Origin of the sequence: Gracilibacillus sp. YIM 98692 (assembly GCF_010993965.1) — a bacterium.
Lineage (GTDB): Bacteria > Bacillota > Bacilli > Bacillales > Amphibacillaceae > Gracilibacillus.
In genome coordinates this window covers 1-26,127 of record NZ_WIXM01000023.1, presented here as the reverse complement: position 1 = coordinate 26,127, position 26,127 = coordinate 1, and the positions used below count along the sequence as shown (strand labels likewise).

At 36.1% G+C, this 26,127-nt stretch carries 22 protein-coding genes, 1 tRNA gene and 2 pseudogenes; 13 read left to right on the top strand and 12 right to left on the bottom strand.

Annotated features, from left to right (window positions below; translation table 11 throughout):
- Positions 1 to 451 precede the first annotated feature (451 nt).
- Complete coding sequence (locus GHD00_RS15715) at positions 452 to 595, bottom strand: hypothetical protein (protein ID WP_163539103.1); 144 nt, start codon at positions 593 to 595, stop codon at positions 452 to 454.
- 789 nt (positions 596 to 1,384) lie between these two features.
- Between GHD00_RS15715 and egtB the strand changes: the two genes are divergently transcribed.
- From egtB to GHD00_RS15690, 5 genes are all read left to right on the top strand, one after another.
- Positions 1,385 to 2,656: an ergothioneine biosynthesis protein EgtB gene (egtB, locus tag GHD00_RS15710; RefSeq protein WP_163539102.1), complete on the top strand. Its 1,272-nt coding sequence runs from the start codon at positions 1,385 to 1,387 to the stop codon at positions 2,654 to 2,656.
- Positions 2,653 to 3,618, top strand: coding sequence for an L-histidine N(alpha)-methyltransferase (gene egtD / locus GHD00_RS15705; RefSeq protein ID WP_240468725.1), 966 nt, complete (start codon positions 2,653 to 2,655; stop codon positions 3,616 to 3,618). Before egtB ends, egtD begins: the two co-directional genes overlap by 4 nt.
- Before the next feature lie 153 nt (positions 3,619 to 3,771).
- Positions 3,772 to 3,942 carry an OsmC family protein gene (locus GHD00_RS15700; protein WP_205600781.1) on the top strand — a complete coding sequence of 57 codons (171 nt, stop codon included), beginning with the start codon at positions 3,772 to 3,774 and terminating at the stop codon, positions 3,940 to 3,942.
- A gap of 162 nt (positions 3,943 to 4,104) precedes the next feature.
- Positions 4,105 to 4,758 carry a LysE family transporter gene (locus tag GHD00_RS15695; RefSeq protein ID WP_163539101.1) on the top strand — a complete coding sequence of 218 codons (654 nt, stop codon included), beginning with the start codon at positions 4,105 to 4,107 and terminating at the stop codon, positions 4,756 to 4,758.
- Between the two features lie 752 nt (positions 4,759 to 5,510).
- Complete coding sequence (locus tag GHD00_RS15690; RefSeq protein ID WP_163539090.1) at positions 5,511 to 5,654, top strand: hypothetical protein; 144 nt, start codon at positions 5,511 to 5,513, stop codon at positions 5,652 to 5,654.
- Between the two features lie 59 nt (positions 5,655 to 5,713).
- On the opposite strand, the pseudogene shc reads toward GHD00_RS15690, so the two are convergent.
- The 6 genes and pseudogenes from shc to selB all read right to left on the bottom strand — a co-directional run bounded on the left by shc (position 5,714) and on the right by selB (position 13,238).
- Positions 5,714 to 7,600, bottom strand: a pseudogene (gene shc / locus GHD00_RS15685) (squalene--hopene cyclase).
- Positions 7,601 to 8,012: 412 nt separating this feature from the next.
- Complete coding sequence (locus tag GHD00_RS15680; protein ID WP_346427663.1) at positions 8,013 to 8,570, bottom strand: thioredoxin family protein; 558 nt, start codon at positions 8,568 to 8,570, stop codon at positions 8,013 to 8,015.
- An 81-nt stretch (positions 8,571 to 8,651) separates the two neighbouring features.
- A complete protein-coding gene (locus GHD00_RS21480; RefSeq protein WP_481810393.1) occupies positions 8,652 to 8,765 on the bottom strand; it encodes a TlpA family protein disulfide reductase in 114 nt (37 codons plus the stop codon).
- 93 nt (positions 8,766 to 8,858) lie between these two features.
- Positions 8,859 to 10,265, bottom strand: a complete 1,407-nt coding sequence (selA, locus tag GHD00_RS15675; RefSeq protein WP_346427664.1) for an L-seryl-tRNA(Sec) selenium transferase — start codon at positions 10,263 to 10,265, stop codon at positions 8,859 to 8,861.
- Between the two features lie 814 nt (positions 10,266 to 11,079).
- Positions 11,080 to 11,265 (bottom strand): annotated as a pseudogene (locus GHD00_RS15670) (Rdx family protein); the annotation flags it as partial.
- A 92-nt stretch (positions 11,266 to 11,357) separates the two neighbouring features.
- Positions 11,358 to 13,238: a selenocysteine-specific translation elongation factor gene (gene selB / locus GHD00_RS15665; protein ID WP_163539099.1), complete on the bottom strand. Its 1,881-nt coding sequence runs from the start codon at positions 13,236 to 13,238 to the stop codon at positions 11,358 to 11,360.
- Positions 13,239 to 13,482: 244 nt separating this feature from the next.
- On the opposite strand from selB, the gene GHD00_RS15660 reads away from it, so the two are divergent.
- Positions 13,483 to 13,579: transfer RNA gene (locus GHD00_RS15660), tRNA-Sec, on the top strand.
- Positions 13,580 to 14,196: 617 nt separating this feature from the next.
- On the opposite strand, the gene GHD00_RS15655 is transcribed toward GHD00_RS15660, so the two are convergent.
- Entirely contained in the window at positions 14,197 to 14,298 is a 102-nt protein-coding gene (locus tag GHD00_RS15655) for a YjcZ family sporulation protein (protein WP_163539098.1), read from the bottom strand.
- 484 nt (positions 14,299 to 14,782) lie between these two features.
- On the opposite strand from GHD00_RS15655, the gene GHD00_RS15650 reads away from it, so the two are divergent.
- The 7 genes from GHD00_RS15650 (at position 14,783) to GHD00_RS15620 (ending at position 21,262) form a co-directional block, all read left to right on the top strand.
- The gene (locus GHD00_RS15650; RefSeq protein WP_205600780.1) at positions 14,783 to 15,781 is read left to right on the top strand and encodes a glycosyltransferase family 4 protein; all 999 of its coding nucleotides are present in this window, start codon (positions 14,783 to 14,785) and stop codon (positions 15,779 to 15,781) included.
- A gap of 62 nt (positions 15,782 to 15,843) precedes the next feature.
- Positions 15,844 to 16,878, top strand: a complete 1,035-nt coding sequence (gene selD / locus GHD00_RS15645) for a selenide, water dikinase SelD (protein ID WP_481810396.1) — start codon at positions 15,844 to 15,846, stop codon at positions 16,876 to 16,878.
- A 283-nt stretch (positions 16,879 to 17,161) separates the two neighbouring features.
- Positions 17,162 to 18,079 carry an NAD-dependent epimerase/dehydratase family protein gene (locus tag GHD00_RS15640; RefSeq protein ID WP_163539097.1) on the top strand — a complete coding sequence of 306 codons (918 nt, stop codon included), beginning with the start codon at positions 17,162 to 17,164 and terminating at the stop codon, positions 18,077 to 18,079.
- Between the two features lie 32 nt (positions 18,080 to 18,111).
- Positions 18,112 to 18,987 carry a phosphate/phosphite/phosphonate ABC transporter substrate-binding protein gene (phnD, locus tag GHD00_RS15635; protein WP_163539096.1) on the top strand — a complete coding sequence of 292 codons (876 nt, stop codon included), beginning with the start codon at positions 18,112 to 18,114 and terminating at the stop codon, positions 18,985 to 18,987.
- Between the two features lie 32 nt (positions 18,988 to 19,019).
- A complete protein-coding gene (phnE, locus tag GHD00_RS15630; RefSeq protein ID WP_481810395.1) occupies positions 19,020 to 19,754 on the top strand; it encodes a phosphonate ABC transporter, permease protein PhnE in 735 nt (244 codons plus the stop codon).
- A gap of 66 nt (positions 19,755 to 19,820) precedes the next feature.
- Positions 19,821 to 20,594 carry a phosphonate ABC transporter ATP-binding protein gene (gene phnC / locus GHD00_RS15625; protein ID WP_163539094.1) on the top strand — a complete coding sequence of 258 codons (774 nt, stop codon included), beginning with the start codon at positions 19,821 to 19,823 and terminating at the stop codon, positions 20,592 to 20,594.
- Between the two features lie 38 nt (positions 20,595 to 20,632).
- Positions 20,633 to 21,262 (top strand): polysaccharide deacetylase family protein, encoded by a 630-nt coding sequence (locus GHD00_RS15620; RefSeq protein WP_240468724.1) that lies wholly within the window; start codon positions 20,633 to 20,635, stop codon positions 21,260 to 21,262.
- 344 nt (positions 21,263 to 21,606) lie between these two features.
- On the opposite strand, the gene GHD00_RS15615 is transcribed toward GHD00_RS15620, so the two are convergent.
- From GHD00_RS15615 to rpoE, 4 genes are all read right to left on the bottom strand, one after another.
- A complete protein-coding gene (locus GHD00_RS15615; RefSeq protein ID WP_163539093.1) occupies positions 21,607 to 22,467 on the bottom strand; it encodes a class II fructose-bisphosphate aldolase in 861 nt (286 codons plus the stop codon).
- Positions 22,468 to 22,747: 280 nt separating this feature from the next.
- Positions 22,748 to 23,110, bottom strand: a complete 363-nt coding sequence (locus GHD00_RS15610) for a response regulator (RefSeq protein WP_163539092.1) — start codon at positions 23,108 to 23,110, stop codon at positions 22,748 to 22,750.
- 246 nt (positions 23,111 to 23,356) lie between these two features.
- A complete protein-coding gene (locus GHD00_RS15605) occupies positions 23,357 to 24,958 on the bottom strand; it encodes a CTP synthase (RefSeq protein WP_163539091.1) in 1,602 nt (533 codons plus the stop codon).
- Between the two features lie 237 nt (positions 24,959 to 25,195).
- On the bottom strand, positions 25,196 to 25,714 hold the full coding sequence (gene rpoE / locus GHD00_RS15600; protein ID WP_346427662.1) for a DNA-directed RNA polymerase subunit delta: 519 nt from the start codon (positions 25,712 to 25,714) through the stop codon (positions 25,196 to 25,198).
- Positions 25,715 to 26,127 lie beyond the last annotated feature (413 nt).

Sequence of the window (26,127 nt, the reverse complement as noted above, 5' to 3'; positions counted from 1 at the left end):
CATTCTTCCAAAATCATGCAAAAAAATTATGATAAACTTGATTCATTTTAATAATCTTTATGGAGCGTCTTTCTAGCAGCAAAAGAAAGCATACACGGTTTGTTGACGAGTCCTAATGACGAATCACTATATTCGATAAACCGTTCTATTTTTGATACTAGAATAAAAAACACTGCTACCATTATATCTTAATTAAGCTTGAATGAAAACTATCACTTCATTCAATTCAAGCAGTACAGATAAATTAATGCTTTATTCCTTCATTTATACTCCAAAAGACCTTAGGTTCCTCATAAAGATATTCTTACATACAATACTTTTAGTCTAGTCAAATATAAGGGGGATTAACATGGATAATTATGTAATCAGATTCTATCTACGTGGCAAGGGAAGCCATTAGAAGGGGCTAAAACCATGATCCAAAAATATGGTTATCCACAAGAGGCTACATTTAGCCAACATAGGCTTGAATTGAAAGTGCAGCAACAGCTTTTCCTGCTGCCGGTTCCGTGATTTCAACAGATTGACAAACAACAAGCCCTGAAGGTTTTTCAACAGCCATTTCAATGATAGACATGAAACTTGAACTATCCATAATTCACCCCAAAAGAAAAAGCACCCCTGTTTGCAGGAATGCTTTCAAAATTCGCTTCAATGGAAAGAGTAAGACATTATAAAGTATTGTCAATTATTTTAGTTAAAATAAGGGATGTTTACTGTCATAAAACTGTCATTTTCTTATGCTGCTTATTTCGCCCCTGATTTCGTTAATGATTTCATTTTTGGCTTGCTCGGTTGCCTGAATACCTTTTTCAAAATCCTTTTTGCTTGTAATCTTGATGAATTATATTTTTCTCTAAACTAGATCCAATATCAAAAGAAATTCTTTGCTGCAATAAACTTTTCTGTTGGCAGGGTCAAACTGAACGACTTTGTCCTGAACAAAGGAAATATTCGCCAAATCACAAAGACCCTTTAAATCAATCCGAATATCCTCCTTATTATAAATTCCTTCTGTAAACCCAGAAAACATGCCTGAGTAATATTGATAGCGTGAAGGTTTTCCCTTTCATTCCGTAAGCTAACTTACGAATGAGCCTTATCTAGCACAACCGGACAACTTAGATACATCTTTATTAAAGGTTAACGTAGTCAACTTATACCCTTCAGCTATCGTTAAATAAGGAGCAAAGCTTTCTTGCAAATATTCCAGCTGTTTCATGATTAGCTAACTTGGTAGAGGAGGGAAAATTACTTGTTGCGGCTGAAAAGAAAATATGTCCTCCATGAATGTGGGAAAGTTAACTGAAAACTTAAATCTTGGATTTATCAATTAATAAATAATGGCAATAGGTAATACATTTTTTAAGAGGAGGATTTATATATGACAACGATATCCATTGAAACGTTAAAAGATGAGTATCTGCGAATTCGTAAATGCACTGAAAAATTAGTTGAACCTCTAGAAATTGAGGATTTCATTGTGCAAGCTGATACTCATGTCAGTCCGTCCAAGTGGCATTTAGCTCATACTACTTGGTTTTTCGAAACCTTTCTTTTAAAGAACTTCTTCACAAATTACCATGTTTTTCATAAGGGCTTTAATTATCTGTTCAATTCCTATTATGAAACGGTTGGAAAATTTCATCCTCAAAAAGCTAGAGGTCTAATCACTCGCCCTACTGTGTCAGAAACCTTTTCCTATCGCAAATATGTAGATGAACATATCCTTTCTTTAGTCGAAAAGACAAATCAAACAGATTTAGATCAGATTAAAGAACTGATTGAAATTGGTTTGAACCATGAACAACAACATCAAGAGTTACTATTAACTGACTTAAAATATAATTTTTCTTTTAATCCAACTCATCCTGTTTATATGGCGAATGATATTTCTGATAACTCCTCTTCTCCTCAAGACTTGTCTTTTATTGAAATAGAAGGAGGTTTAGTTGAAATTGGCAGTGATGGAGAAGGATTTTCTTTTGATAATGAAAGACCACGGCATAAAAAGTGGTTAGATCCATATCGTCTAGCAAATCGTCCTGTCACAAACGGTGAGTATATTCAATTCATCGAAGATGGCGGCTATTTAAAAGCAGAATTTTGGCTATCTGACGGATGGAATGCTGTTAATAAATACAAATGGCAAGCACCCCAATATTGGGAAAAGCATGATGGAAAATGGTATGCTTTTACTTTATCAGGCCTATTACCAATTGATGAGTATGCCCCGGTTACTCATATCAGCTTTTATGAAGCAGATGCCTATGCTAGATGGGCTGGTAGACGTCTTCCTACTGAAGAAGAATGGGAACATGGTTTACAACATACACCAGTAGAAGGAAACTTTGCTGACCAAGGTTATTTTCATCCGATTTCTAAAATTAAAAGAGATACTACTCAACCCTTTTTAAAAGGATTTGGGGATGTTTGGGAATGGACACAGAGTTCTTATTCCCCTTATCCAAGAAATAAACCGCTTAAAGGAGCATTAGGGGAATACAATGCTAAATTTATGGCTAACCAAATGGTTTTAAAAGGTGGCTCATGTGCCACCCCAGAATCCCATATACGGCTCACTTATCGAAATTTCTTTTATCCACAAATGAGATGGCAATTTAGCGGGGTGCGTTTAGCGGAGGATGTATTATGAAGATGGTAAACCAAAAGTGTCCTACAATTACAGACTATTCCCCTAAAAATGATCATTTTATTACCGATGTGATGAATGGACTTTCAAATAATCCAAAAAAACTTGCCGCGAAATATTTATATGATGAATTAGGATCAGAGTTATTTGAGAAAATTACAACATTAGAGGAGTATTATCAGACACGAACAGAATGGGACATCTTAAACGATTCTAAAGTTGCTATTTCCAAGTTAATCGGAGAAAACGCTAATTTAATAGAATTAGGAAGTGGAAGTAGTACAAAAACGAAGGTATTACTCGAAGAAAATAACTTAAACAGCTATATCCCTATTGATATTTCTAAAACAATGCTAAGGAATACGGTTGAACAGTTACAAAATATTTATCCTAAATTAAACATTTATGGTATAGTTGCAGATTATACCAAACTATTTTCGTTACCTACATTAAGTGGACATAAAAAGGTTATCTTTTTTCCTGGATCAACCATTGGAAACTTCGAGCCATTTGAAGCAGCCATATTTTTGAGACAACTATCCGCTATACTTAAAAAAGGGGATGGGCTGCTAATCGGTGTGGACTTGAAAAAAGATACAGATATTATTGAAAAAGCTTATAACGATGAACAAGGCATTACAGCCGCATTTAATAAAAATTTATTAACACGAATAAATAGAGAACTTCACACCGACTTCCATTTGGAGAACTTTTCTCATCATGCCTTTTACAACACTGAAAGAAGCAGAATAGAAATGCATTTAATAAGTAAAGTGAATCAAACTATACAAATACTAGATCAACAAATTAAATTTGCCAAGGATGAAAGTATTCATACTGAAAATTCCTATAAATACTCGATTCATTCTTTTCAAAAGCTTTGTTTAACATGTCGATTTAAACCAATAGAAGTATTTGTCGATAAGAAAAATTGGTTTAGTGTTCATTATTTAGAAGTAATATAGAGACTTACAATAGGTAGAGAACATTTAGTAATATGTTCTCTGCTTTTTTTCTTTTTAACATAATGATTTCCCCTGTAAGTTAGATTACATACAATTTTTTCACCGAACTGTAAACTAATAATATAACCTTGAAAAATATAAGGAGTGTTAAGAATGGGAAAAATGACGGAAGAAATTTCTACCACCTCTAAAGGAATGCAAACGATAGGTACTTCTAAAAATCATCAAGTTATCATTGATGAACCACAACAAATGGGTGGTCAAGATGAAGGGGCCAATTTACTTGTCTCTCTAGCTGGATGTGAAATGTGCCCAATTGGGTGAGAGAATAAAATTAAATAAAACTGCAAATAAGATAGAGTAGCTCATAATATACTACTCTATCTTATTTTTATATTTTTTAATAATGTTTTACATTCTACTTCTAATTCCCCAAACACGAGCATGTAATAGAAAAGACAAGCTTTATAACAAGGGGAATACTAAATGTTTTTACTGTTGGTTAAACAAATTATTCTTGGTTTATCTATTGCTGCACCAATCGGTCCTATTAATATAGAAATAATTAGAAGAGGAATGTATCAAGGGCTATGGGCTTCATTGCTTGTTGGAGCAGGAGGTATGAGTTCTGACCTTATCTTAATGTTTCTCATGTATAACGGCCTTTCTGACTTCCTAACGCTAAATTGGATTCAAATAATTTTATTGATATTTGGTACACTCGTTTTAACATATACTGGGATTCATGGCATCGTTCATCGATCAGAAACAATCGATGATTCTTCCGAAAGCAAGGATGATCGTAAAAAAGGATTAATCAACTCTTATCTTACAGGTATATCCATAGCAGCTTTCAACCCATTAAACATCCTATTTTGGTTAGGCGTTTATGGATCCATATTAAGCAATTCGTTCCAGAACGAGAATATAATTAGGGCATTTTATATTAATAGTATGATTTTTATTGGGATAGGTTTATGGAATGTTACATTAGCACTATCCATTCATTATAGTAAAATATTTTTAAAACCAACATCAAAAATGATGACCGTAATATCATTAACGGCCAGTCTCGTTTTATTAGGATTTGGTTTTCATTTTGCATATGAAGCAATATCTAGATTAAAAATATTACTATAGAATAACACTAGCTAAATGAATAACCACATTTACTTATCTTTTAGAAAAGCTGCAAGTAAATAATGTGAGATTAGATACCATAGTAAAGAAAGGACTGACACAGTCGTAAATGACGACTTTGAATCAGCCCTTTTGGAAAGCCCTTATTTAATATCCGTATCCAACGAAAACTCATTTACCCTACACAACGAATATGATTACCTCCTTCTGTCATCGTCTGAATCACAGACGATGGCTTTATTAAAACTAGTACGTTTTGAATATTATATTAATAGGCTGTTGAGATACCTCAACAGCCTAAAACTTTTTGATGGCTTTTTTATTTTTATAATGTGTGTCATCAATCTGCTTTGGTACTTTCGAAACCGCTTCATCTCTTTTACTTCATAGCAAAGCTTCCTTAGTGATTTGGCATTAGTACTGTGCAATTATACATTTCCCTCTTAACGTAAGCTTCATTACATAAATTGTATAAGTTAATCGATAAAATGAAATTAGTTATACTATGCTTTAGAGTTACAATATTTCTGAGCACGTTAATATATTACTATTTTTTAAGTAAAGATTGATCCTCTAAATATTCTTGATAATTTATAACTTTCTCAAAATCAAGTATATTTAATATATCGAATAGAATTTTGCTGCTTGATACAATACTTGGCATTTATTTTTTTGTAAGGCAAATTACATTGCCTGTATGATAAACAGTTACAATTTTAAACGAATGAACTAAATTGAAAAGGAGACTGTACATGGAAAATAAATTAATGCTCTTATCTCAAATCAGTTTATTTGAAGAGCTTCCGATGCATGAGTTGAAAATAATTGATGAAGCAAGTTTCATGAAATCATTAAAGAGAGACTTCCATCAGTGGGGTTTTACGAACGACGATTAACACAAAATCTCCTCGATATCGTATCCATATCTTTTATGTCCCATATAAACTACGGATATTCATTTATATTTGTTTTGATAATGACTAAGAGTGGTTAATGGCCAAATATAATTATAACTGTGATAATAAATATAAAAACTACCAGGTAAAGCTGCTCCGGTAGGATAAGTATAAGTCCAACCTCGTTTCTTAATATGTTGAATAATATAGTGAATCCCTTTATCAATCATTTCATTGGGAGAATCATAGACCGACATTAAGGCATCAACAGCCCAAGCTGTCTGAGATAATGTACTAGCTCTTAAAGCAATATACTCTTTCACTTGATCACTTTTACAAGACTCTCCCCAGCCGCCATCTTTATTTTGAATGTGTTCTAACCAAGACACTCCTCGATGAATTGCGTCGTTATCTTTTTTTACGCCTACTGCTCTCATACCTGTGATCGCAGCCCAAGTCCCATATATATAAGAAATACCCCACCGACCATACCACGAACCGTCTTTTTCTTGGTTTTTTTCCAACCAATCTACTCCACTTTTTATTTGTGGATGATCAATATTGAAACCAGCATCTTTACCTAGAAACTATAATGTCCGGCCTGTTAAGTCTGCGGTTGATGGATCAATACTTGCTGATTTTGAACCATCCATCGGAGTCATTGTTAAAATCTTTTGATCCGTATTTCTTTCAAAGGCTGGCCAGCCACCGTCATTATTTTGCATCGATAAGACCCAATCCATCCCTCTATACCAAGACTGCCTAACAGTTGGCACCTCTATTGCCATCCTTTTGATCGCTCTTAGTGCTGCTGTTGTATCATCCACATCGGGATTCATAGTATTAATATCGGAAAATCCCCATCCTCCAGGTAAAGTATGAGGGTTCTGAATAGACCAGTCTCCATATAGAACGTGTTGTCTTTGTAATATATATTGATTCGCTTTTTGTATCGCTGAAGAGAATATGTTCTCACCAGAATTTTGTAATGCGTAGGAAATAAGGGATGTATCCCAAACGGTGGAAGTTGATTCTTGTATATGAGGGTGTTCATTAGGATAACATACTAGCCCCTTTAATCCTTGTATGGCATTTTTGATTAAAGGATCTGTTTTGGAATATCCCAATGCTAATAAAGCAAAAATCATGAGGAAAGTCGTACTAAAATAACTATATAATGTTCCATCAGGTTCAATTCTTTTTAATATATAATTTTTGGCATTTTCAATTGCCATCTGATTCAGCTCACTTGGAAGTCCTACAAGCCTTTTGACACTTTGTACAATATGGGATAAAAATGATTTCGCTTCATTTGTCCTAAATTCCCTAAAAACATCATCGTCTAACTGTCTTTTAATAAACAAAGATGATAAATCAGGCGTGTTTTGATGCGACATTTTAAATTTTTTATCCGAAACAATTAAAATAGGGGCAAGATGCACTCTTGCATAACCGACAAAATCAAAAAAATTAACCATAAAGGATTGCGGCAACAGCAAAAATTCTATTGGAAAAGGAAAATACTTCGGCCAGGGATATTGACCTGTTATCATAAGCATCACTTTCGTAAGTGAGGAGACCTGTTCTATGCCGCCATGTGACATTATAAACTGCTTAGCTTTAATCATCATTGGGGCATCTACTTCTTTATAACCAGAATATAAGAGAGCATAGTAAGATTCTACAGTAGAAGAAAGGTTGCCATCTTCCTCATCCCCATAAAGTTTCCATACTCCATTTTCTTTTTGGGTAGATAACAGACGGTTTGCCAAACTTTTGATTAATACTTCGTCAGGAATCTTTAATGTTCTTAATAAAATAATCATATAGGCATCTGTCATCGGACTGCCCTCAAAACAAAAGTTCCAAGCCCCATCCTCTGCCTGCTTTTCTTTTAGGTTTTTAACAAGATAATCTATAGTCTCCTTTACTTCCTTTTTTAACATTGGAACATCCCTTCTTTTTCAGCCATTTCTAATGCTAATTTATTCATTAGAAAGTCCAATATGCCTATGGAGTTATCAGGATAAAATGGTACGTGAAGGCCTAAGAACAATGGAAGAAAATGCACCTCCTGAGTTGAAAACGTTTATTCATATTATTATCTGATGGCAATAAATGGAAGGATATTATTTGAATCAAGCTAAAGTTTCTTTGCAAAATATGGGAGTTATGATCCCTGCCGAAAGTGAACAGCAGAATGGTGAATATAATAGTTACTAGTTTTATCAACAGGTTGGTCCTAGTTGCCAGCCTCTTTATATTTCATTTAAAAAGCTATGAGAGTGTCCAGCTATAACAAAAAGCAGCGTTTATGTCTAAAGCATAAACGCTGCTTTTTATCTCTAATGCACGAGTCTATTTTCGAATGAAACAACCATCTGGCCCACAGACTAATCCTTGATTTCTTTGTTGTTGTTCTTCTTCTTTTTCCTTTTTCAATTGGTTTTGCTGCCATTCAAAATCAATGTCCCGACCAAATTTTTCAGGAAATCGAATATACCATCTTTGTTTTCGGATCGTAAAATTTTCAGGATCCAACAAAATCGCATCATCCAATTCTTTCAATGCTTCTTCTTTTCTATTCTGTTTTGCATATTCCATGCCAAGTTTAAATTTAGTCTGAGCAAGTTGAAGCTGTAAGTCTGATTGATCACTTTTTGGTGCTCCATCATCAAATTCAACCTTTTCTACTTCTTTGTTAATCAATTGTTCAATGGCCCTCACATGATCAGAATTCTCAACATGGAATCCTTCTTTAATTAAACGGATAACCCCATTTTCATCAATAAATATGCCATTAGGTACGATTTTAAACCCAAACATATTAACCAATCTGTTATCTACATCAACAACGGTTGCAAATGTTGTTCCTTTAATATAAGGTTTGACAACTTCAGGTCCTTGACCATCCACAGCAACCGAAAGAATTTCAAAGTTACTGTCTCTGTAGTGTTCATAAATCTCCTGCCAACCTGGCAGTTGTTCACGACAACGTCACCAAGAAGCCCACATGAATATTAATGTGTTTTTTCCCTGGAAGTCTTGAATGGAAACTTTTTGACCTTCAACATCTTCTAATTGTATATTATTCATTCGTTCTAATAACATCTTTCACCCTCCTTATTTTATGTTCTTATATATGTATTCCAGCTTAACAATCTAATTCCTGTTGAAAGTAAGTAAAAAGTAGCTTAGTTTTGCTTAAGCCAATCTGAGAAATGCAGGTATGAGCTCATCCATCTCTTCATTTGTAACTGTTCTAAAATCGATTAATACTTTCTCATCCTTGATTCTAGCAATGACAGCTGGTTTATTCATTCTTATCTTCCCTGCTAATTCTTGTGCAGTATAATCTTTATGTGAAATAGCCACTACGTATGTAGGTAAATAAACATCTGGCATTGTTCCACCGCCAATTTGCGAGGTGGATTTTTTCACTTCTAAGTCATATATATTTTGATATGGCTGTAGTTCTTTCATAAAACGTTTCGATTGTATTTCTATATCACTTAGAGGCTTTACTATGTCACGAACAGTTGGCAACTCTTCTGCAGCATTCCCCATCAAGTATGATAATAATGTTTTTTCTAGTCCTGCTAACGTCATTTTATCCACCCGTAATACCCTTGCCAGTTGGTGCTTTTTTAACTGTTGAATGAAAGACCTTTTTCCAACTATTATGCCAGCTTGCGGTCCGCCTAATAATTTATCCCCACTAAAAGAAACAAGATCTACTCCTGCTTCGATTACCTCTCGAACAACTGGTTCATTTCCTACTCCATTTTTCCTAAAATCATAGAGAGATCCACTTCCTAAATCTTCATACAACACTACTCCATCGTGTTGTTTTTTAAGCTGTACAAGCTCTTCTGTTCCAACTGTTTCTGTAAATCCAACCGTTTTAAAATTACTTGTGTGAACTTTTAATATCATTTTGGTTTCTTCATTAATGGCATTTTCATAATCAAACAAATGGGTTTTATTCGTTGTTCCTACTTCGACAAGGGTTGCTCCACTTTCCTCCATAATAGAAGAAACTCGAAATGAGCCGCCTATTTCTATTAATTGGCCTCGTGAAACAATTACTTCTTTTTCCTTTGCTAAAGCTCTAAGAATGATATAAACTGCTGCAGCATTATTATTCACGACCATTGCAGCTTCAGCCTCAGTAACCTCAACCAATAAATCTTCTATAATATCATGTCTCGATCCACGTTTTCCTTCATCCATGTTGTACTCTAAGTTGGAATAATTAGCAGCTACACTAGCCACATGCTCTATAGCACGTTCACTTAAGCGCGCTCGACCTAGATTAGTATGTAGAACGGTTCCTGTACCATTAATGACACGAGTAACACGATCTTGCTGAAATCTTTGTATGTTCTCCTCTGTTTTCATCCAAATATAATCAGCAAAACTCATGCGTGATAAACTAGCAGGATTGATGTCGTCTAATAGCTGATTTCTTAAATCATGAATCACTTGCTGAATGATTTTTGTGATCTGGCTTTCCATCAGTCCTGATCTATTAACTAAATCCAGGAAACGATCACTAGATTGGAATTCATGTACTGGAGGCAACTGACGTAGTAAGTGCTTCAAATCCATCATCCCTTTTATTAGAAAAACCGGGTAAAACCAGCCCGATCCTTCATGATTTTTCTCATACATAAATGTCGTAGTAGAACCAAACTGCGACACTGTAAAATATTAATATAGTGCTTAAATCTCCCTCATTTTTGAAGCCTGTAATCATACGCTCCGACAACATACTTCGCTTTCACCCAAGGGCACAAGTGCAACATCTACTCAAGCAAAGATCGCTTTCGTAGTGTTTTCTATGCCGTCGGGCTCGGCTTCAGCTAACTTGGTAAAGAAAAACCCTTTACCAAGTGGATCTTCAGCTCTCGCTGTCCCACAGGAGTCTCCGTATGTTGTCTACGCTAGTAAGTGGTACGATTTATGATTTTTTTCATTTTTCCATAGGTTTGATGATATTTTCTCACTCAAAACGAGCACCAACCTAAGCTGCGGAAAAATACGAGACTCCTGTGGGAAAGGAACAGTCTGAAGACCCCACAGGAAGCGTCCTTTGCTTCCGAGGAGGCTGAAGCGTTCCCCACGGAAAGCGAGTGTTTTTCCGCAGCGACGATTAAGCACTTATCGAGACAAGTGAAGGAAAACTTCCCCAAATTTACGTCGCAGTTTATGGATATTACGAAGTTTTATCATGGTGAACAATCGTCCGTAAGAGTCCCCGCTGATGGAAGCCTCGCTATATTTTTCTATAGTATAAAAAGGAGCTGTCTTATAAACTCCTTTACTTTAAAGACAGCCCCAAAAAGTTTTTCATTCATGGCTTGTTACGTTCCAACATTTTCTTCAATATTTATACCTTTGTTTATAAATACTTGTTTCACCACTATAAGTTATCCATTTCTTGTGTGATGAAGTCTAAAGTTGGATATTGTCCAGTGTCTAGCTTAGAATGTAGTAATTTTTCGTTAACAGTAACTTCAAATGCTCCACCGGAACTCGGAATTAACTCCATTGACGTAATTTCTGAACGATAATGTGTAAATAACTGTTCCGCAAAACTTGCGGCTTTTGGTGCATAGTTTCACTGCATACAAAACTTGATAGAAACTTTATAGCTCATATGATTTGTCCTCCTTCTTTCAATTAGATTACACCCTCATCTTATAACCAATGTCTTTCGTTGTCGACCCTTTTGGTTATCTTCAAATAATCTAACAACTCCAATAGAGGTATTAAAAATTTTCTCGATACATTCCAAACATCCTTCGCTTGCTTTAAGTTAAAAGAATCACCTGTTTGTTCTCTTAACTTTTTCACAGCATGATCAAATGACCTTTTGTGTATCATTAAATCTTCTGTTAAACGGTAAGCTTGGTTTGTCTGTAGCAAAAATGCTTTTAACTCACTTGCCTCTCTCTTAGTAAAAGGGCTGTTATTTACATATTCTTCCCAATTCCTTACGGATAACCCATCTTTTTCAAGGTTTGTTATAACCTCTTCCATTCGTTTTTTCCATTTTTCGGGGAGATGGGGTTGAAAGTTTGTTTTAGAAATATATGGATTCACTTTTTCCAATTGACCATTTTTCATTAAAATATCTATGGTATGATCTATAAAAGCATTTGGATAATTTGCTTTAACGGATTGAGTGAGTTCCACTTTATTGATCCCTAAACGCATTGGAAAAGACTGATGATAGTTTTCCATTTGTTCCATTACCATATTCATCGCATCTTCTTCCAGCTTTTTCAGTGAGAACTGGCCATTTTTTAAAGAGACGAAATCATCGCCATCTACTATCTCTTTCACTTCTTGCATATCTAATGAAGTAACTTGGACGATTTCATCCAGAGATAAAAGTACATTTGCTGAAAGAGCATCCTTGACTAAATCGGCCGGCGTTCCTTCCTTCTTTTTTTGGAGCATCGAAACGGTCTCATTTCCAAAACGATACTTCTCTCCCTTTGGATCAATAATCCATCCACCACCAATCGTCTCTACTGGAGTTGGACGTCTTAAAATAAAACGATCTCCTCGGCACACAACAATCTCCTTATCTAAACGAAGTTGGCAAAGCACTTCTCCTGCCTTTTCCTGAACGACATTACGGTCAAAGAACACTATTTTACCCATCACTTCTGAGGTACCTACGTGAATTTTTACCGGCATACGTTGTTTTACAGCAAACATTAGATGGTGGACAAATTGAATCGAAACATCGATCGTGTTGGTAACGAGGAAGTGATCAGATGCAACTAACACATCCCCTCGCTGAACCTCATCACGATCCACACCGCTAAGGTTTATCGCCGTTCTCTGACCAGCTTGAGCACTCTCCTCATCTTGATTGTGAACTTGTATATTTCTTGCACGCACTTTTTTTTCTGAAGGCAGAATCATTAACGGACTAGCCTTTTTGACCATCCCCTCGTAAACAGTACCTCGAGCAATGGTCCCTTGCCCCTGCACCGTAAAAACTTGGTCAATCGGCATTCTAAAGGAACCATATTGATCTCGATTTTCTATCCTTTGGAGATATTCAAAAACCGACTCCTTTAAATCCTCTATTCCTTTTCCAGAAACACTGTCGACATAGTGCATGGTGACATCGTTGAAAATGGTACTTTCTAACGTTTCATTTATATCTAATCGAACGAAATCTAACATCTCTTGATCTACTTGGTCTATTTTCGTTACCGCAATAATAGCGTGTTTAATACCTAAAAATTCTAGTATTTCCAGGTGTTCTTTTGTCTGAGGCATGACACCCTCGTCTGCTGCAATCACAATGATGACTAAATCGATTCCCGCAACACCAGCAATCATTTGTCGAATAAAACGTTCATGACCAGGTACATCAACAATAGAAACATGTGACCCGTCTTTTGTATACAAAGGAGCGTACCCTAACTCAATGGAAATACTACGTTCTTTTTCTTCTTTTAATCTATCTGTATCGATATTTGTTAAAGCTTTCGTTAACGATGTCTTCCCATGATCTATATGACCTGCCATTCCAATCGTATAATATTTGTCTTCCATTGATTCCCCTCCTTTCTATGACTTCTTATCATTTTTACTTTAATTCTTAGAATCGATGCGTTCAAGTGTAACGAATTCAAAATAGCCTCTCATTTGCAGAATCTATGCTTGCATTTTTTGAAGTCATACATTAACTTATTTAATAGAGCTTTTGCTTCGAATACTTACTTGTTCTACTTATTTGATAAATGTATAATGATATAAGAATTTCATTGATGAAATCTATTAGTTAGATTTTAGTGATGGGTTTGGATGGGTGACTGGTGTCCCCCTGGGTCTTCAAAACCCTGAGGGAGGCGCGTGCCGTCTCCGGTGGGTTCGATTCCCACACAATCCCGCCAATTTCTTACATATTACTTCGAAATAACACCATATTGCACTGCACCTAGTTTGACAAACAGTCATATAAAAACATTACTGTTTCTATAACGTTACGGTTTCGTTTAATAAAAATACAGAGAGCTTCTTCAAAATAATCTTCCAGTTGGATAACTTTCCCATTGCACCTTTTATCATGACATATTCGTATCCATCAGCAGACTATGTAGGGAAAAGTAAAATGTACAAGATAATCGCCTTTCCAAAGTTTAGTGCTATCCATAGTTTATATAGTAGCCGTATCTATAATTCCATGTTATGAACATCCTCTCAATAGGCCATCGTCGAGCGTATGACGGTGGTCATAAGTATATTAAAGTCCTAAACGTGAAATTGTTTACTCCCCTTTTTACTCTCCTATTAGAACTAGCTCCAGTATTTTCTCTTTAGGTAGTAGCTTACAAACTCACCCTTGTAAATAAAGATGGTTTCTACAGGCAAATAAAGAGAAACTCCCATTAGTAGTGGTCTTACGGACGAGTTTTCACCGTGATAAATGATACCGAGTACAAGTTGTCCCACTTCCATTATTAAAAAACTAGCCCAAAAAAGTTTGAGCTAGTTTTTGGGGCAGTATTTTTTAGTAACCTCCATAACCCCAAGTTGCTCCAACAATAATTAACAAAATGAACAATACGACGATCAGGGCAAAACCGCCTCCATATCCATATCCATAAGACATATAATATCCCTCCTTTCCAATATTAATATATGTAGAATTAATCCTGTTCGTTAGGGCCCTTGTTGAGAGAATAAAAAATGGACGCCCAATATAATATTGATAGATACACAATATTTACAAATTCTGTTCGTTTATCCATATGCATTATTATGTAAATATGTTTGGGATAATTTTGCATAAGGTCTATTATATATTTTGGTTATTTAGTTCTTGTTGCTGGTAAAAGGTCATGATGTAGCTTAACCTAACGTTCATGAAGATAAGAGGGACAAGTTAACGAACTTATAACTCGTATGTTAAAATAAAGAGAGATTTTTATCAGTGGGATTTTTCTTCATCCCCCACTGATAGTTAACGAAACTTATTAGGGTACCAGTCAATACATATCGACTTTCTGTTCATAAAATAGACGTTTCTTTAGGTACAACCAATTAAAAAATCATTTAAAAGGTAAGCTACCTTACTGTTAAAGGATGGATGATAAGTGAAAATAGTTTTAGCTACTCCGAATTTCCACCAACCAAGGGGTAATACGATAACCGTACAACGAATGGCAGATGGTTTAGAAAAATTAGGGGTGGAAACAGAAATCATATCAATTACGGATGACAATACCTATTCCTCCCTGCCTAATGCTGATGTCGTACACGGCTTTCATGCGTACCGCTTTTACCGATTCATGCAACAATTAGAACACAAGCCTGTCTCCTATATCATTACACTCACGGGGACTGATCTTAATCATCATTTATATGATGATGAAACGCGCCAAGATGTTCTAACATGTTTAGAAGAGGCCGAAGCAATTCACGTTTTTAATCAAGAAGCGAAACAAATCATTACCAAAGAATTACCAGGAATATCTCATAAACTCTATATGCTTCCTCAAGGAACCAGTGATTTTAGTCAACAAAATTTTCATGTAACGAAAGAAGACAATACTTTTCTATTTGTATTGCCAGCGGGAATTAGAAAAGTAAAAAACATTCCTTCTGCTATCAATATGCTAAGTGAGCTGTATAAAAAAGATCATTCTATTCGCTTATGGTTAGTTGGTCCGATTTTAGAGGAAGAAGAAGGACAAGTTGTATTGGATCTAGTAGAAAAAAATAAGGAATGGATCAAGTATATCGGTCAAGTTCCTCACGAAGAAATGGGAGTAGCCTATTATCAAGCAGACTGTATACTGAACACATCGATTTCAGAGGGGCAGTCATCTGCCATTCTTGAAGCCATGGGACACGGCATTCCAGTATTAGTCGCTGATAATCAAGGAAATGCTAGCATTGTTTCTCACAAAAAAACAGGATTCCTATATGCAAACCAAAACGAATTTCTTGATTATGCGGAACAAATCATGAATAATATCGAATTAAGGCAGGAAATTGGACAAAACGCCAAAGATTACATTGCTAAAAACCATTCAAGTCAGCACGAGGCTGAATTTTTGCTAAATGTATACAAAAATTCGCTAAACCAATGACAGGAATGGAGATGACATTCCAATATAAAAAGGAGTGAGTTATTGTGTCTAAAAAAGAGGAAATCATTAAATTAACTTCTTTGTCGACAAAAGGTGGCTGAGGATGCAAAATTGGTCCTGAAGACCTGTCGCAGGTTCTGCGGCACTTACCTAAATCTGTCCCAGATCCCAATTTGTTAGTTGGGCTAGACACTTCTGATGATGCTGGTGTGTATAAAATCACGGATGATATCGCACTCGTACAAACGTTAGATTTCTTTACACCAATTGTGGATGACCCTTATATGTTCGGACAAATCGCAGCAGCCAATTCATTAAGCGATGTGTATGCAATGGGCGGCAAACCGATTACGGTCATGAACATTGTAGGATATCCAGTTCATACACTTGATAAGAGTATTTTAGCTGACATTTTAGCTGGTTCATCTGATAAAGTAAAAGAGTCAGGTGCGACTCTCGTCGGCGGTCATTCCATTGATGATCAAGAACCTAAATTTGGTTTATCTGTAACTGGAACAGTCCACCCAGACCGTATTCGAGCTAATGTTGGGGCTAAACCTGGAGACCGCCTTATACTAACGAAACCAATTGGTGTTGGTATATTAACTACTGCAATTAAAAAGGATTTACTTGACGAAACCTCTTTACATGAAGTCATGAACATTATGGCTACATTAAATAAAGATGCTGCCGAAGCAATGGAAGACTTCACGGTTCATGCCTGTACCGATGTAACAGGATTTGGATTGTTAGGACATGCTCGTGAAATTGCTGAAGGTGGTAATGTTGGGATTAACATCGATCATAAGAATGTACCTTTATTATCAAAAACGAAAGAATTAGCAGAACAAAACATCATCCCAGGCGGTACAAAGAAAAACCATCAATGGTTATCTGATTGTATTGATTATAGTCATGATGTTAGTGAATTAGATCAATTGATCCTTTGTGATGCAGTCACTTCTGGCGGACTTTTAATTTCTGTTCCTGAAGCAGAAGCTGAACAACTGCAACAAACTCTCGTAGATAAACATGTACCTTCAGCTATTATTGGTAAAATAACGGAAGAAAAACCAGGGCGAATTACAGTTCATTAAATGTTAATCAACGAATCTATAAGAGGTACAACGTATATCTTAAAAGTAAACCAGCCCTCTGAGGATGAAGAAAAAGAAGGACCCTCTCTTGGGTCCTTCTTTACCGTATCAGAATGTATAAATGGTCAGCAAGGAAGAATTCTCGACGTAGTAGCCCATTTTAAGGAGATAGATAAGAGCAACTAGGCTACCGCACTGCGCCATATGGCTTGGCGGATAGACAAGTTTTCTTTACCTTTGGTTTTTCCACTTCGGATTTCGGGATAGGAAAGGATTTATAAAAATGAAAGTTCTAGTGACTGGCGGTTGCGGTTTTATTGGACAACATATAGTAGAAGAGTTAGTAAAACGTAATTATCGTGTTGCCGTCATTGACGTGACATGTTATGAAGATTGTCATGTTTTACATTCGGATGTTCGATACTACCATGCTGATATTACAGAAAATCTTGATGATATATTTGAGAAAGAAAAACCTGATTATGTGATTCACCTTGCTGCACAGGTGGATGTCGTAAAGTCGATAGAAAAACCTAAGCTCGATGCAACAATCAATATAACAGGAACGATAAACATACTAGATTGTTGCTATAAACACTCTGTAAAAAAACTGATTTACGCATCATCCGCGGCCGTTTATGGCGAACCAGCTTACCTTGGAATTGATGAAGATCATCCGCAGAATCCAACTTCATTTTACGGTATCTCTAAGCATTCTGCCGAATTATATATCAAAGCATTTTCGGATCTTCATGAGCTAAATTACACTATTTTGAGGTATGCTAATGTCTATGGGCCAGGCTCTAAAGCAAACGGAAATGTTATTTCCACCTTTATTGATTTGATGTCCAATGATAAACAGCCTGAAATTTTTGGTGATGGCAATCAATCAAGAGATTTTATTTTTGTTAAAGATGTTGCAAATGCTAATATCGCCGCGCTCCACCGTGGTGATCGACAAACGATTAATATTAGTACCGGTAAGCCTACCACTCTAAATGAATTAGTAAAAAAATTAAATAGCTTATTAAATAAAAACCTAACCGCTAACTACCTCCCTGCAAGAGATGGGGATATATCGCAAAGCTATCTTACTAATATAAAAGCACATGATTCGTTAAACTGGGGCATTGAATATTCATTAGAGCGAGGGTTACAATTCACTTTAAATCAGGATAAAGAAAACTTACATGACAAATGAATGTTTAAAGATATAAATGAGGTGAATGCAATATGAAAAAAGGATTGATCTCTACCATTACATTATTGTTTCTATTTGTACTTACTGCTTGTGGTGGTGGTGATGATGATACCCCCACTTTCACTATCGGAGTGATCCCAGCACAAACAGAAGGAGAAATGGAAGGGGCAATGGATAAATTACAGACTACTCTAAATGAAGGATTAAACAGAGAAGTTTCAGTAGAAGTTTATCCAGATTATAATGGTGTCGTAGAAGCCATGAATTATGAAAAAATAGATATGGCGTTTTTAGGGCCGTTAACCTATGTAATAGCGCAACATAAAAGTGGTGCAAAAGCCATCGTAACACAACTTATTAATGATGAACCTTATTATTATTCTTATATTATTACCCATTCCGACAATCCTTGGAATTCATTAGATGAATTCCTTAAAAATTCAAATGATGTTGACTTTGCATTTGGTGATCCTAACTCTACTTCTGGATCCTTAATTCCAAGCATCGAATTAGAGGATCGCGGTTTTTATGTTTCTGAAGACGAACATGCTTTTAACTCTGTTCGTTATACCGGGTCTCATGATGCTACAGCACTAGCTGTACAAAATCAACAAGTGGATGCCGGGGCCATTGATAGTGCAATTTATCATCAACTTGTACAAGCTGGTAAGATTAATGGGGAGAAAATCAATATCATTTGGAAATCAGATAAATTATTTCAATACCCATGGGCTGTACACCAGAACACAGATGAAGAAACAATAGAACAGCTTCAACAAATTTTTCTTTCGATTGAAGATAAAGAAATTTTAGATGCTTTTGGCGCAACTGGGTTTACAAAAGCAAGTAATGAAGATTATCAAAGCATTAAAGATGCAGCCATCAAACAAGGAATAATTAAAGAATAGAGCTGATAATTTTGTGGTTTAAATATAGAAGTATCTTTACCGTTATCTTGCTTTTAGTCTTAGTTTTTTTTAGTATGCGGCTAACGGAATTTGATTTATCCAAATTCAAAGAGTTTCGTAATATGATTGATTTTCTATCGCAGTGGTTTCCGATGGATTTTTCAAAATTACCGGCCATGATACATGATAGCTTAGAAACATTAGCACTAGCCTTCCTTGGGAGCTTTTTAGGGCTTATATTTGCACTTCCCATCAGTTTCATGGCAGCGGTGAACACTTCACCATCCAAGTACCTATATCATTTTACACGTTTTTCTTTAAGCTTTGTACGCTCTATACCTGAGATTGTATTTGGTTTGATATTACTTACAGCACTTAGCCTTGGGCCATTTCCTGCAGTTTTGGCTATTATGTTTCATAATGTAGGGGTATTGGGTAAACTAATTTCAGAATTAATTGAAGCATCGGACCCTGGTCCTCAAGAAGCCATGAAAGCAGTAGGGGCAAAAAAAGGGTTTGGTTATCTATTTAGTATTCTCCCGCAAATTTGGCCGAATGTTTTATCCCATTATTTTTACCGATTTGAAGTGGCCATTCGCACTTCACTTATTCTTGGTTTTATTGGGGCTGGGGGAATTGGTCAGCGGTTATTCAATGATTTTAAAACATTCCAATACTCCTCCGTTTCTCTGGACGTTTTAATGATCATGATCCTAGTCATTATGGTGGATTTAATCGGAAGTTATGTGCGAAACAAAGTAATTTAACGAAACAGCTTCACTCTCTTTGTTTCCTACAAGATGACACTTCCCTGTAATATATGAGGTGAAAACATGTTAAATATAAAAAATGTATCCGTACAATATGATAACAGTCAGGAAAAAGCATTGTCTGATATCAATCTTTCGTTCAACAACGGGGAATTCGTCTGTATTTTAGGAAAAAGTGGTGCGGGAAAGTCTACATTGATTCGCTGTATAAACGGTCTGCAAAAGCCGACACATGGCGAAGTGTATTGGCAAGATCAGCCTCTTTCCAAAATGAACGAGGAGCAGTTACGACAAGTTCGACGAAAAATGGGAATGATCTTTCAACACTTTAACCTTATCCCTCGACTAACTGTCATTCAAAATGTCATGACTGGTACCTTTGGATATCGTTCTACTTTTAAAAATTTAATTGGTTGGTTTACAGATGATGAAATAAAACGTGCTAAACAAATTATAGATGATGTCGGTTTAATGACACAAATAGATAGAAAGGTAGAACAATTAAGCGGCGGACAAAAACAGCGTGTTGGTATTGCGAGAGCTTTATTACAACAACCTGCTGTATTTCTCGGGGACGAACCGGTATCGAGCTTAGATCCTGGCATTTCCAATCATATCTTTCAATTAATTCAAGAAATGCACCATCGTCTTCAATTATTAACGATTATAAACGTCCATGATGTGGAACTAGCAAAACGTTATGCCACCCGCTTAATTGCATTAAAAGATGGAAAAGTCGTTTTTGACGATATCCCTGAAAAATTCGATGATGACAAGTTCCATTTAACTTATGGATCCACTGTAAACAAATTTCAAAATTACCTTAAAATAAATTGACAGAAGGGATGATAATAGTGAGAATAAAAAGTCCATGAGTGGTTGATCAATCAAGGGTCGTGTACGACTCATCAGATTCAAAAGTCATGACAAGTATTTGTTCCAATCATCCAAAGTCCGTCGTCTTAACATTTGATGATGGACCAAGCAGTGTTTTGAATGAAATATTAGATATATTAAAACAAGAAAATGCGCCTGCTGTATTCTTTTGGCAAACCAGGCTTCTATATGAGAAAAGACCATGGAAAAGGGTTTTAGATGAAGGGCATATAATTGGTACTCATACGATTAATCATCCTAATTTACAGATGCTCACATATGAACAGCAATATAAACAACTGTCTAACAGTGTATCAAAAATTGAAAGAATTACAGGTCAAAAAGTGACCTTCTTTCGACCTCCATTTGGTCAGTACAATAAGGAAACGATTCAAGCAGCTGAAGCGCTAAACTTAACAACAGTAATGTGGAGGGTCGCGTCCATTGATTGGGAACTGAAATGCGATCCACAGCAGATTATAGATAACGTGATTGACAATCTAGAAGACGGAGCTATTATTCTTTTACATGAACTCAGACAAACAGTTGATATACTCCCAGAAATGATAAAAAAAATTCGTGAGAAAGGCTATCAATTCACCTTATTACAAAATGATATATACGGTTAAGTATGAGTGCTAAACCACCGCTGCGGAAAACACTCGCTTTCACCCAAGGGCACAAGTGCGACATCTACTCAAGCTTCCTTTGGTCGCTTTCGCAGTGTCTTCTTTGCCGGGGCAGCACCTCAGCCAGGGGCTACTTGAAATAACATCTTTGTTCCCTTGCACCGAGGAAGCCTACTTCGAAGCTTTACTAGACGCAGGTGCATCCTGTGGGGTCTTTCGGAAGCTGTGTGAAGACCCCGCAGTGAGCGTTTTTTGGATATTACGAACAAATTTTATACTTTCTGTTGTGACAAAAAAGCTGTTCCCGCATGCGGGAACAGCTTTTTGTGATGCATATAATGCAATTATTTCGCTTGGTTAGAAGAACCAAATTCACGCATTTTGCCGATTACTGTTTCTTTAATAGCTTCGCGTCCTGGTCCTAAGTATTTACGTGGATCATATACTTCCGTATCGTTCTTCAGTGTTTCACGAACTGCATTTGTTTGAGCGATTTGGTTTTCTGTATTTACGTTAATTTTTGAAGTTCCATAAGAGATCGCACGTTGAATATCTTTTACTGGAATACCAGTACCGCCGTGAAGTACTAATGGTACACTTGCAGCAGAACCGATTTCTTCCATTTCTTTGAACCCTAAGTTTGGCTCACCTTTGTAAGGGCCGTGTACAGAACCTAATGCAGGTGCTAAGCAGTCAATACCTGTACGTTCTACAAGCTCTTGACATTCTTTTGGATCTGCGTAGATTACACCGTCTGCTACAACGTCATCTTCTTGTCCACCAACAGTTCCAAGCTCTGCTTCTACAGATACACCATGGAAGTGTGCAAGTTCTACAACTCGTGAAGTTTCTTTTACGTTTTCTTCGAATGGATCATGAGATTTATCAATCATAACAGAAGTGAATCCTGCATGGATCGCTTTTGCACAAGCTTCAAAACTAGAACCATGATCTAAGTGAATCGCAACTGGAACTGTAGTCCCATATTCTTCCATTAAGGATTTTACCATTGCTACAATCACTTTGAATCCACCTACATAGCGACCTGCACCTTCAGATACACCAAGAATGACTGGTGACTTCTCTTCTTCTGCAGCTTGTAAAATAGCTTGAGCATACTCAAGGTTGTTAATATTAAATTGACCAACCCCATATCGATTAGCTTTTGCTTCTTCTAGCATCTCTTTCATTGATACTAATGGCATTGTTTGCTCCTCCTTTGGATATGTAAATCTACATTGATAAACAACCGATCTATGGAACGATAGATTGCATCCATAAATAGAATACCAATTACTTCGAAAAGGTGCAACAAAACAATCAAATGTAATCGTTTACTGGCAAAAGTTTATTAAAACTTTTGTCTTACCCTGCCTATATTTGTAAAAAAAACGTTACAAAAACTTAATATAAAAAACATTTATGTTGAACAATAAAATCTTTTACTTTTAAAAAAATAATATGTATCATTCCTAAAACTTATCTTTATTCGGCTAATATAGAATTCACTAATTCCCTCATATCATTTAATTGAAAGGGTTTGCTAGAATATGCTTTAACATTTTGGAATTCCTTCATGTCTTCTTTTGCTCGGTCTGGCAATCCGCTCATCACAATGGTTGGAACGTTTATTCCTTCTTCCTCCAGTTGCTTAAGTACTTCATATCCATTGATAATAGGCAATTTATAATCTAATACTAACAAATCTGGTTGCTGTTCTTTGACGCTATCTAATGCTTCTTTTCCGTTTACAGCTTGTTCCACCTTATATCCTTCTTGGGATATAACTTCTTCGAGTAATAGTCGAATCCCTATTTGATCATCTACAACAAGCACTTGTTTTTCCATGTTCAGACTGCTCCCTCATTTCTTATTTCGTATTTATCCTATCTTTATTGTTCGATTGAGATTAATTTTTCTCTCTCTAAAAAAGATTCAATATTATAAATTATTCGATATATCTTAAAAAAATCCTTTCATTCTTATTCATGTTTCTTTTATTTTGTGTAGAAAAAATACATCAATTGGCATTTCATATCTTTTTTTATAGAAAAAAGCAACATAATGATATCTACCACTATGCTGCTTCTACTGTTATTTTGATAGAACAGATGCTCCGATAAATCCTTTAAATAATTCCTGTGGTCGTGTCGGACGAGATTTAAATTCCGGATGGAACTGAGATGCAACAAACCATGGATGATCATCCAGCTCGATCGTTTCCACTAGTTTTTCATCAGGACTTGTTCCAGAAAAGATAAATCCATTATCCTCCATTTGGTCACGATACTGGTTGTTAAACTCAAAGCGATGACGATGGCGTTCATAAACAATATCTTCATTGCCATACTCTGCTTTTGTTTTCGTACCGTCTTTTAATCGACATGGATAAATGCCTAAACGCAAAGTACCCCCCATATCTGAAACATCCTTTTGTTCTGGAAGTAAATCAATGATTGGATGTGGCGTTGACGGATCAATTTCTGCCGAATGAGCGCCTTCTAATCCTAATACATGACGAGCAAATTCAACGGTCGCTAATTGCATACCTAAACAAATGCCTAAAAATGGTACTTTATTTTCTCTGGAATAGCGAATGGCTTCGATTTTCCCTTCAATGCCTCGATCTCCAAAACCACCTGGCACTAAAACACCATCTACATCCGCTAGCTCAGCTTGTACATTTTCTTGTGTTATTTCTTCCGCATTGATCCATTTCACATCGACATCTGCGTCATGAGAGAACCCTGCATGCTTCAACGCTTCTACAACAGAGATATATGCATCTGGAAGCTCTACATACTTTCCGACTAATCCAATCGTTGTCTTCTTCGATAAGTTTAACACACGCTCTACTAACTGATTCCATTCTGTCATATCTGGAGTACCGAAATCTAATCCAAAATGGTCACATGTTAATTGATCTAATTTTTGCTCTTGCATTTTCAAAGGTACATGATATAAAGTATCTGCATCTCCAGCTTCTACTACTGCTTTTTCATTAATATCACAGAACAAAGCAATTTTCTCTTTCATTTCTTGCGCGATTTCTTTTTCTGTTCTTAATACGATCACGTCTGGCTGAATGCCTAAAGAACGCAATTCTTTCACACTATGCTGGGTCGGCTTCGTTTTGAGTTCTCCTGCCGCTTGAATATAAGGCACTAACGTACAGTGAATATACATCACATTTTCGCGACCGATGTCACTTTTTATTTGACGAATTGCTTCAATAAATGGCAAGGATTCAATGTCACCAACCGTACCGCCTATCTCGGTAATGACGATATCTGCGTTTGTTTGTTTTCCTGCTTGGAATACCTTGTCCTTTATTTCATTGGTAATGTGCGGGATGACTTGAACTGTTCCACCAAGGTAATCTCCGCGGCGCTCTTTCTTAATAACAGTAGAATAAATCTTACCTGTTGTAATATTGCTGTACTTATTAAGGTTGATATCAATAAAACGCTCGTAATGACCTAAATCTAAGTCCGTTTCTGCTCCATCATTTGTAACAAAAACTTCCCCATGCTGATAAGGACTCATGGTACCTGGATCCACGTTGATATAGGGGTCAAACTTTTGAATCGTTACTTTCAATCCTCTGTTTTTTAATAAACGCCCCAATGATGCTGCCGTTATCCCCTTCCCAATGGATGAGACGACACCACCTGTTACAAAGATATATTTCGTCACGTTGTATCCCTCTTTCTGTTGAATTATTTTCTATTTATAGCTTAGTATCATTGTTTTTCATGACAGTATGTGCTTAAATCCTAGAGAAAAACAATGAAGTAGGACAATTAATACGGCTTCGTAAAAATAAAAAGCGCTCCCCTTTTCCAGGGGAACGCTGTAAACTTTCCACTCTATTATGGAGCCCAAGTAAAATTGTACTCAGATCAGTTTGGAAAGTCAAGAGTGAGTAAGAACTTATTTCTCTTCCTCTTCCTCTGTTTCAAAATCTTCTTCGCTATCATCCAAATCTTCTAAATCATCTTCGTCAAAATCAAAATCATCTAGGTCATCTGCAACCACATCTTCATCGTCAAAATCCATAATCTTGGGTTCTACAGCGGACTCATCTAAATCATCAGTACTAGGTTCTACCGGAGCAGGTTTCTTCTTCTTCTTCTTCGCTGCTTTTTTCTTGCGTTTCTTCTTCGGAACAGGCGTAATATCTTCATCGATTTCTTCGACTGGGTACCAGCGCTTAAGCCCCCATAGGTTAGAACCCTTTGTCATAAAACGTCCATCAATATTTAAATCGGTATAAAACTGCGCAATCCATGCATCTTTCTGTTCTTCTGTAAATCCTTTTAAAGAAGCAACTCGCTCAAAGATATCGCGGAAATCCATTGCCTTATTTTCTTCTTTTAATACAACTGCCGCTACATCAATTAACGCCATTTCGTCTAGTTTATCTGGTGTTAACTCCTGCATACTCAACATTCAGCAACTCCTTTATCTTGAAATCTATGTCCAATTTCTATATCGCTCAAAGTTCTACTTTCATATTATAAGTTTTCAGTACATGAAATGCAACAATCTAAGGATAGAAGGAATGAGAAATAATGGATTACGAATTATAAAAAACATATAATCTTCTTGATAAAAAATAGGTTATCCGATGATTAAAAAATTTAACCATTTAATTTTAAAAATCTATTTTCAAATAGTTTGTTCTTTTCTAACACAGTAGTACCAAACTGCGACAGAAACTGATTGGGGTATATATACAATATGTACGATTAGGGATAAGTGCTAAATCACCGCTGCGGAAAACACTCGCTTTCCAGGGTAGAGTAGAAAACAGGAATTAAATAGTGCCTTCTTGTCTTCGGGTTTCAGGGTGTTTCACCTTA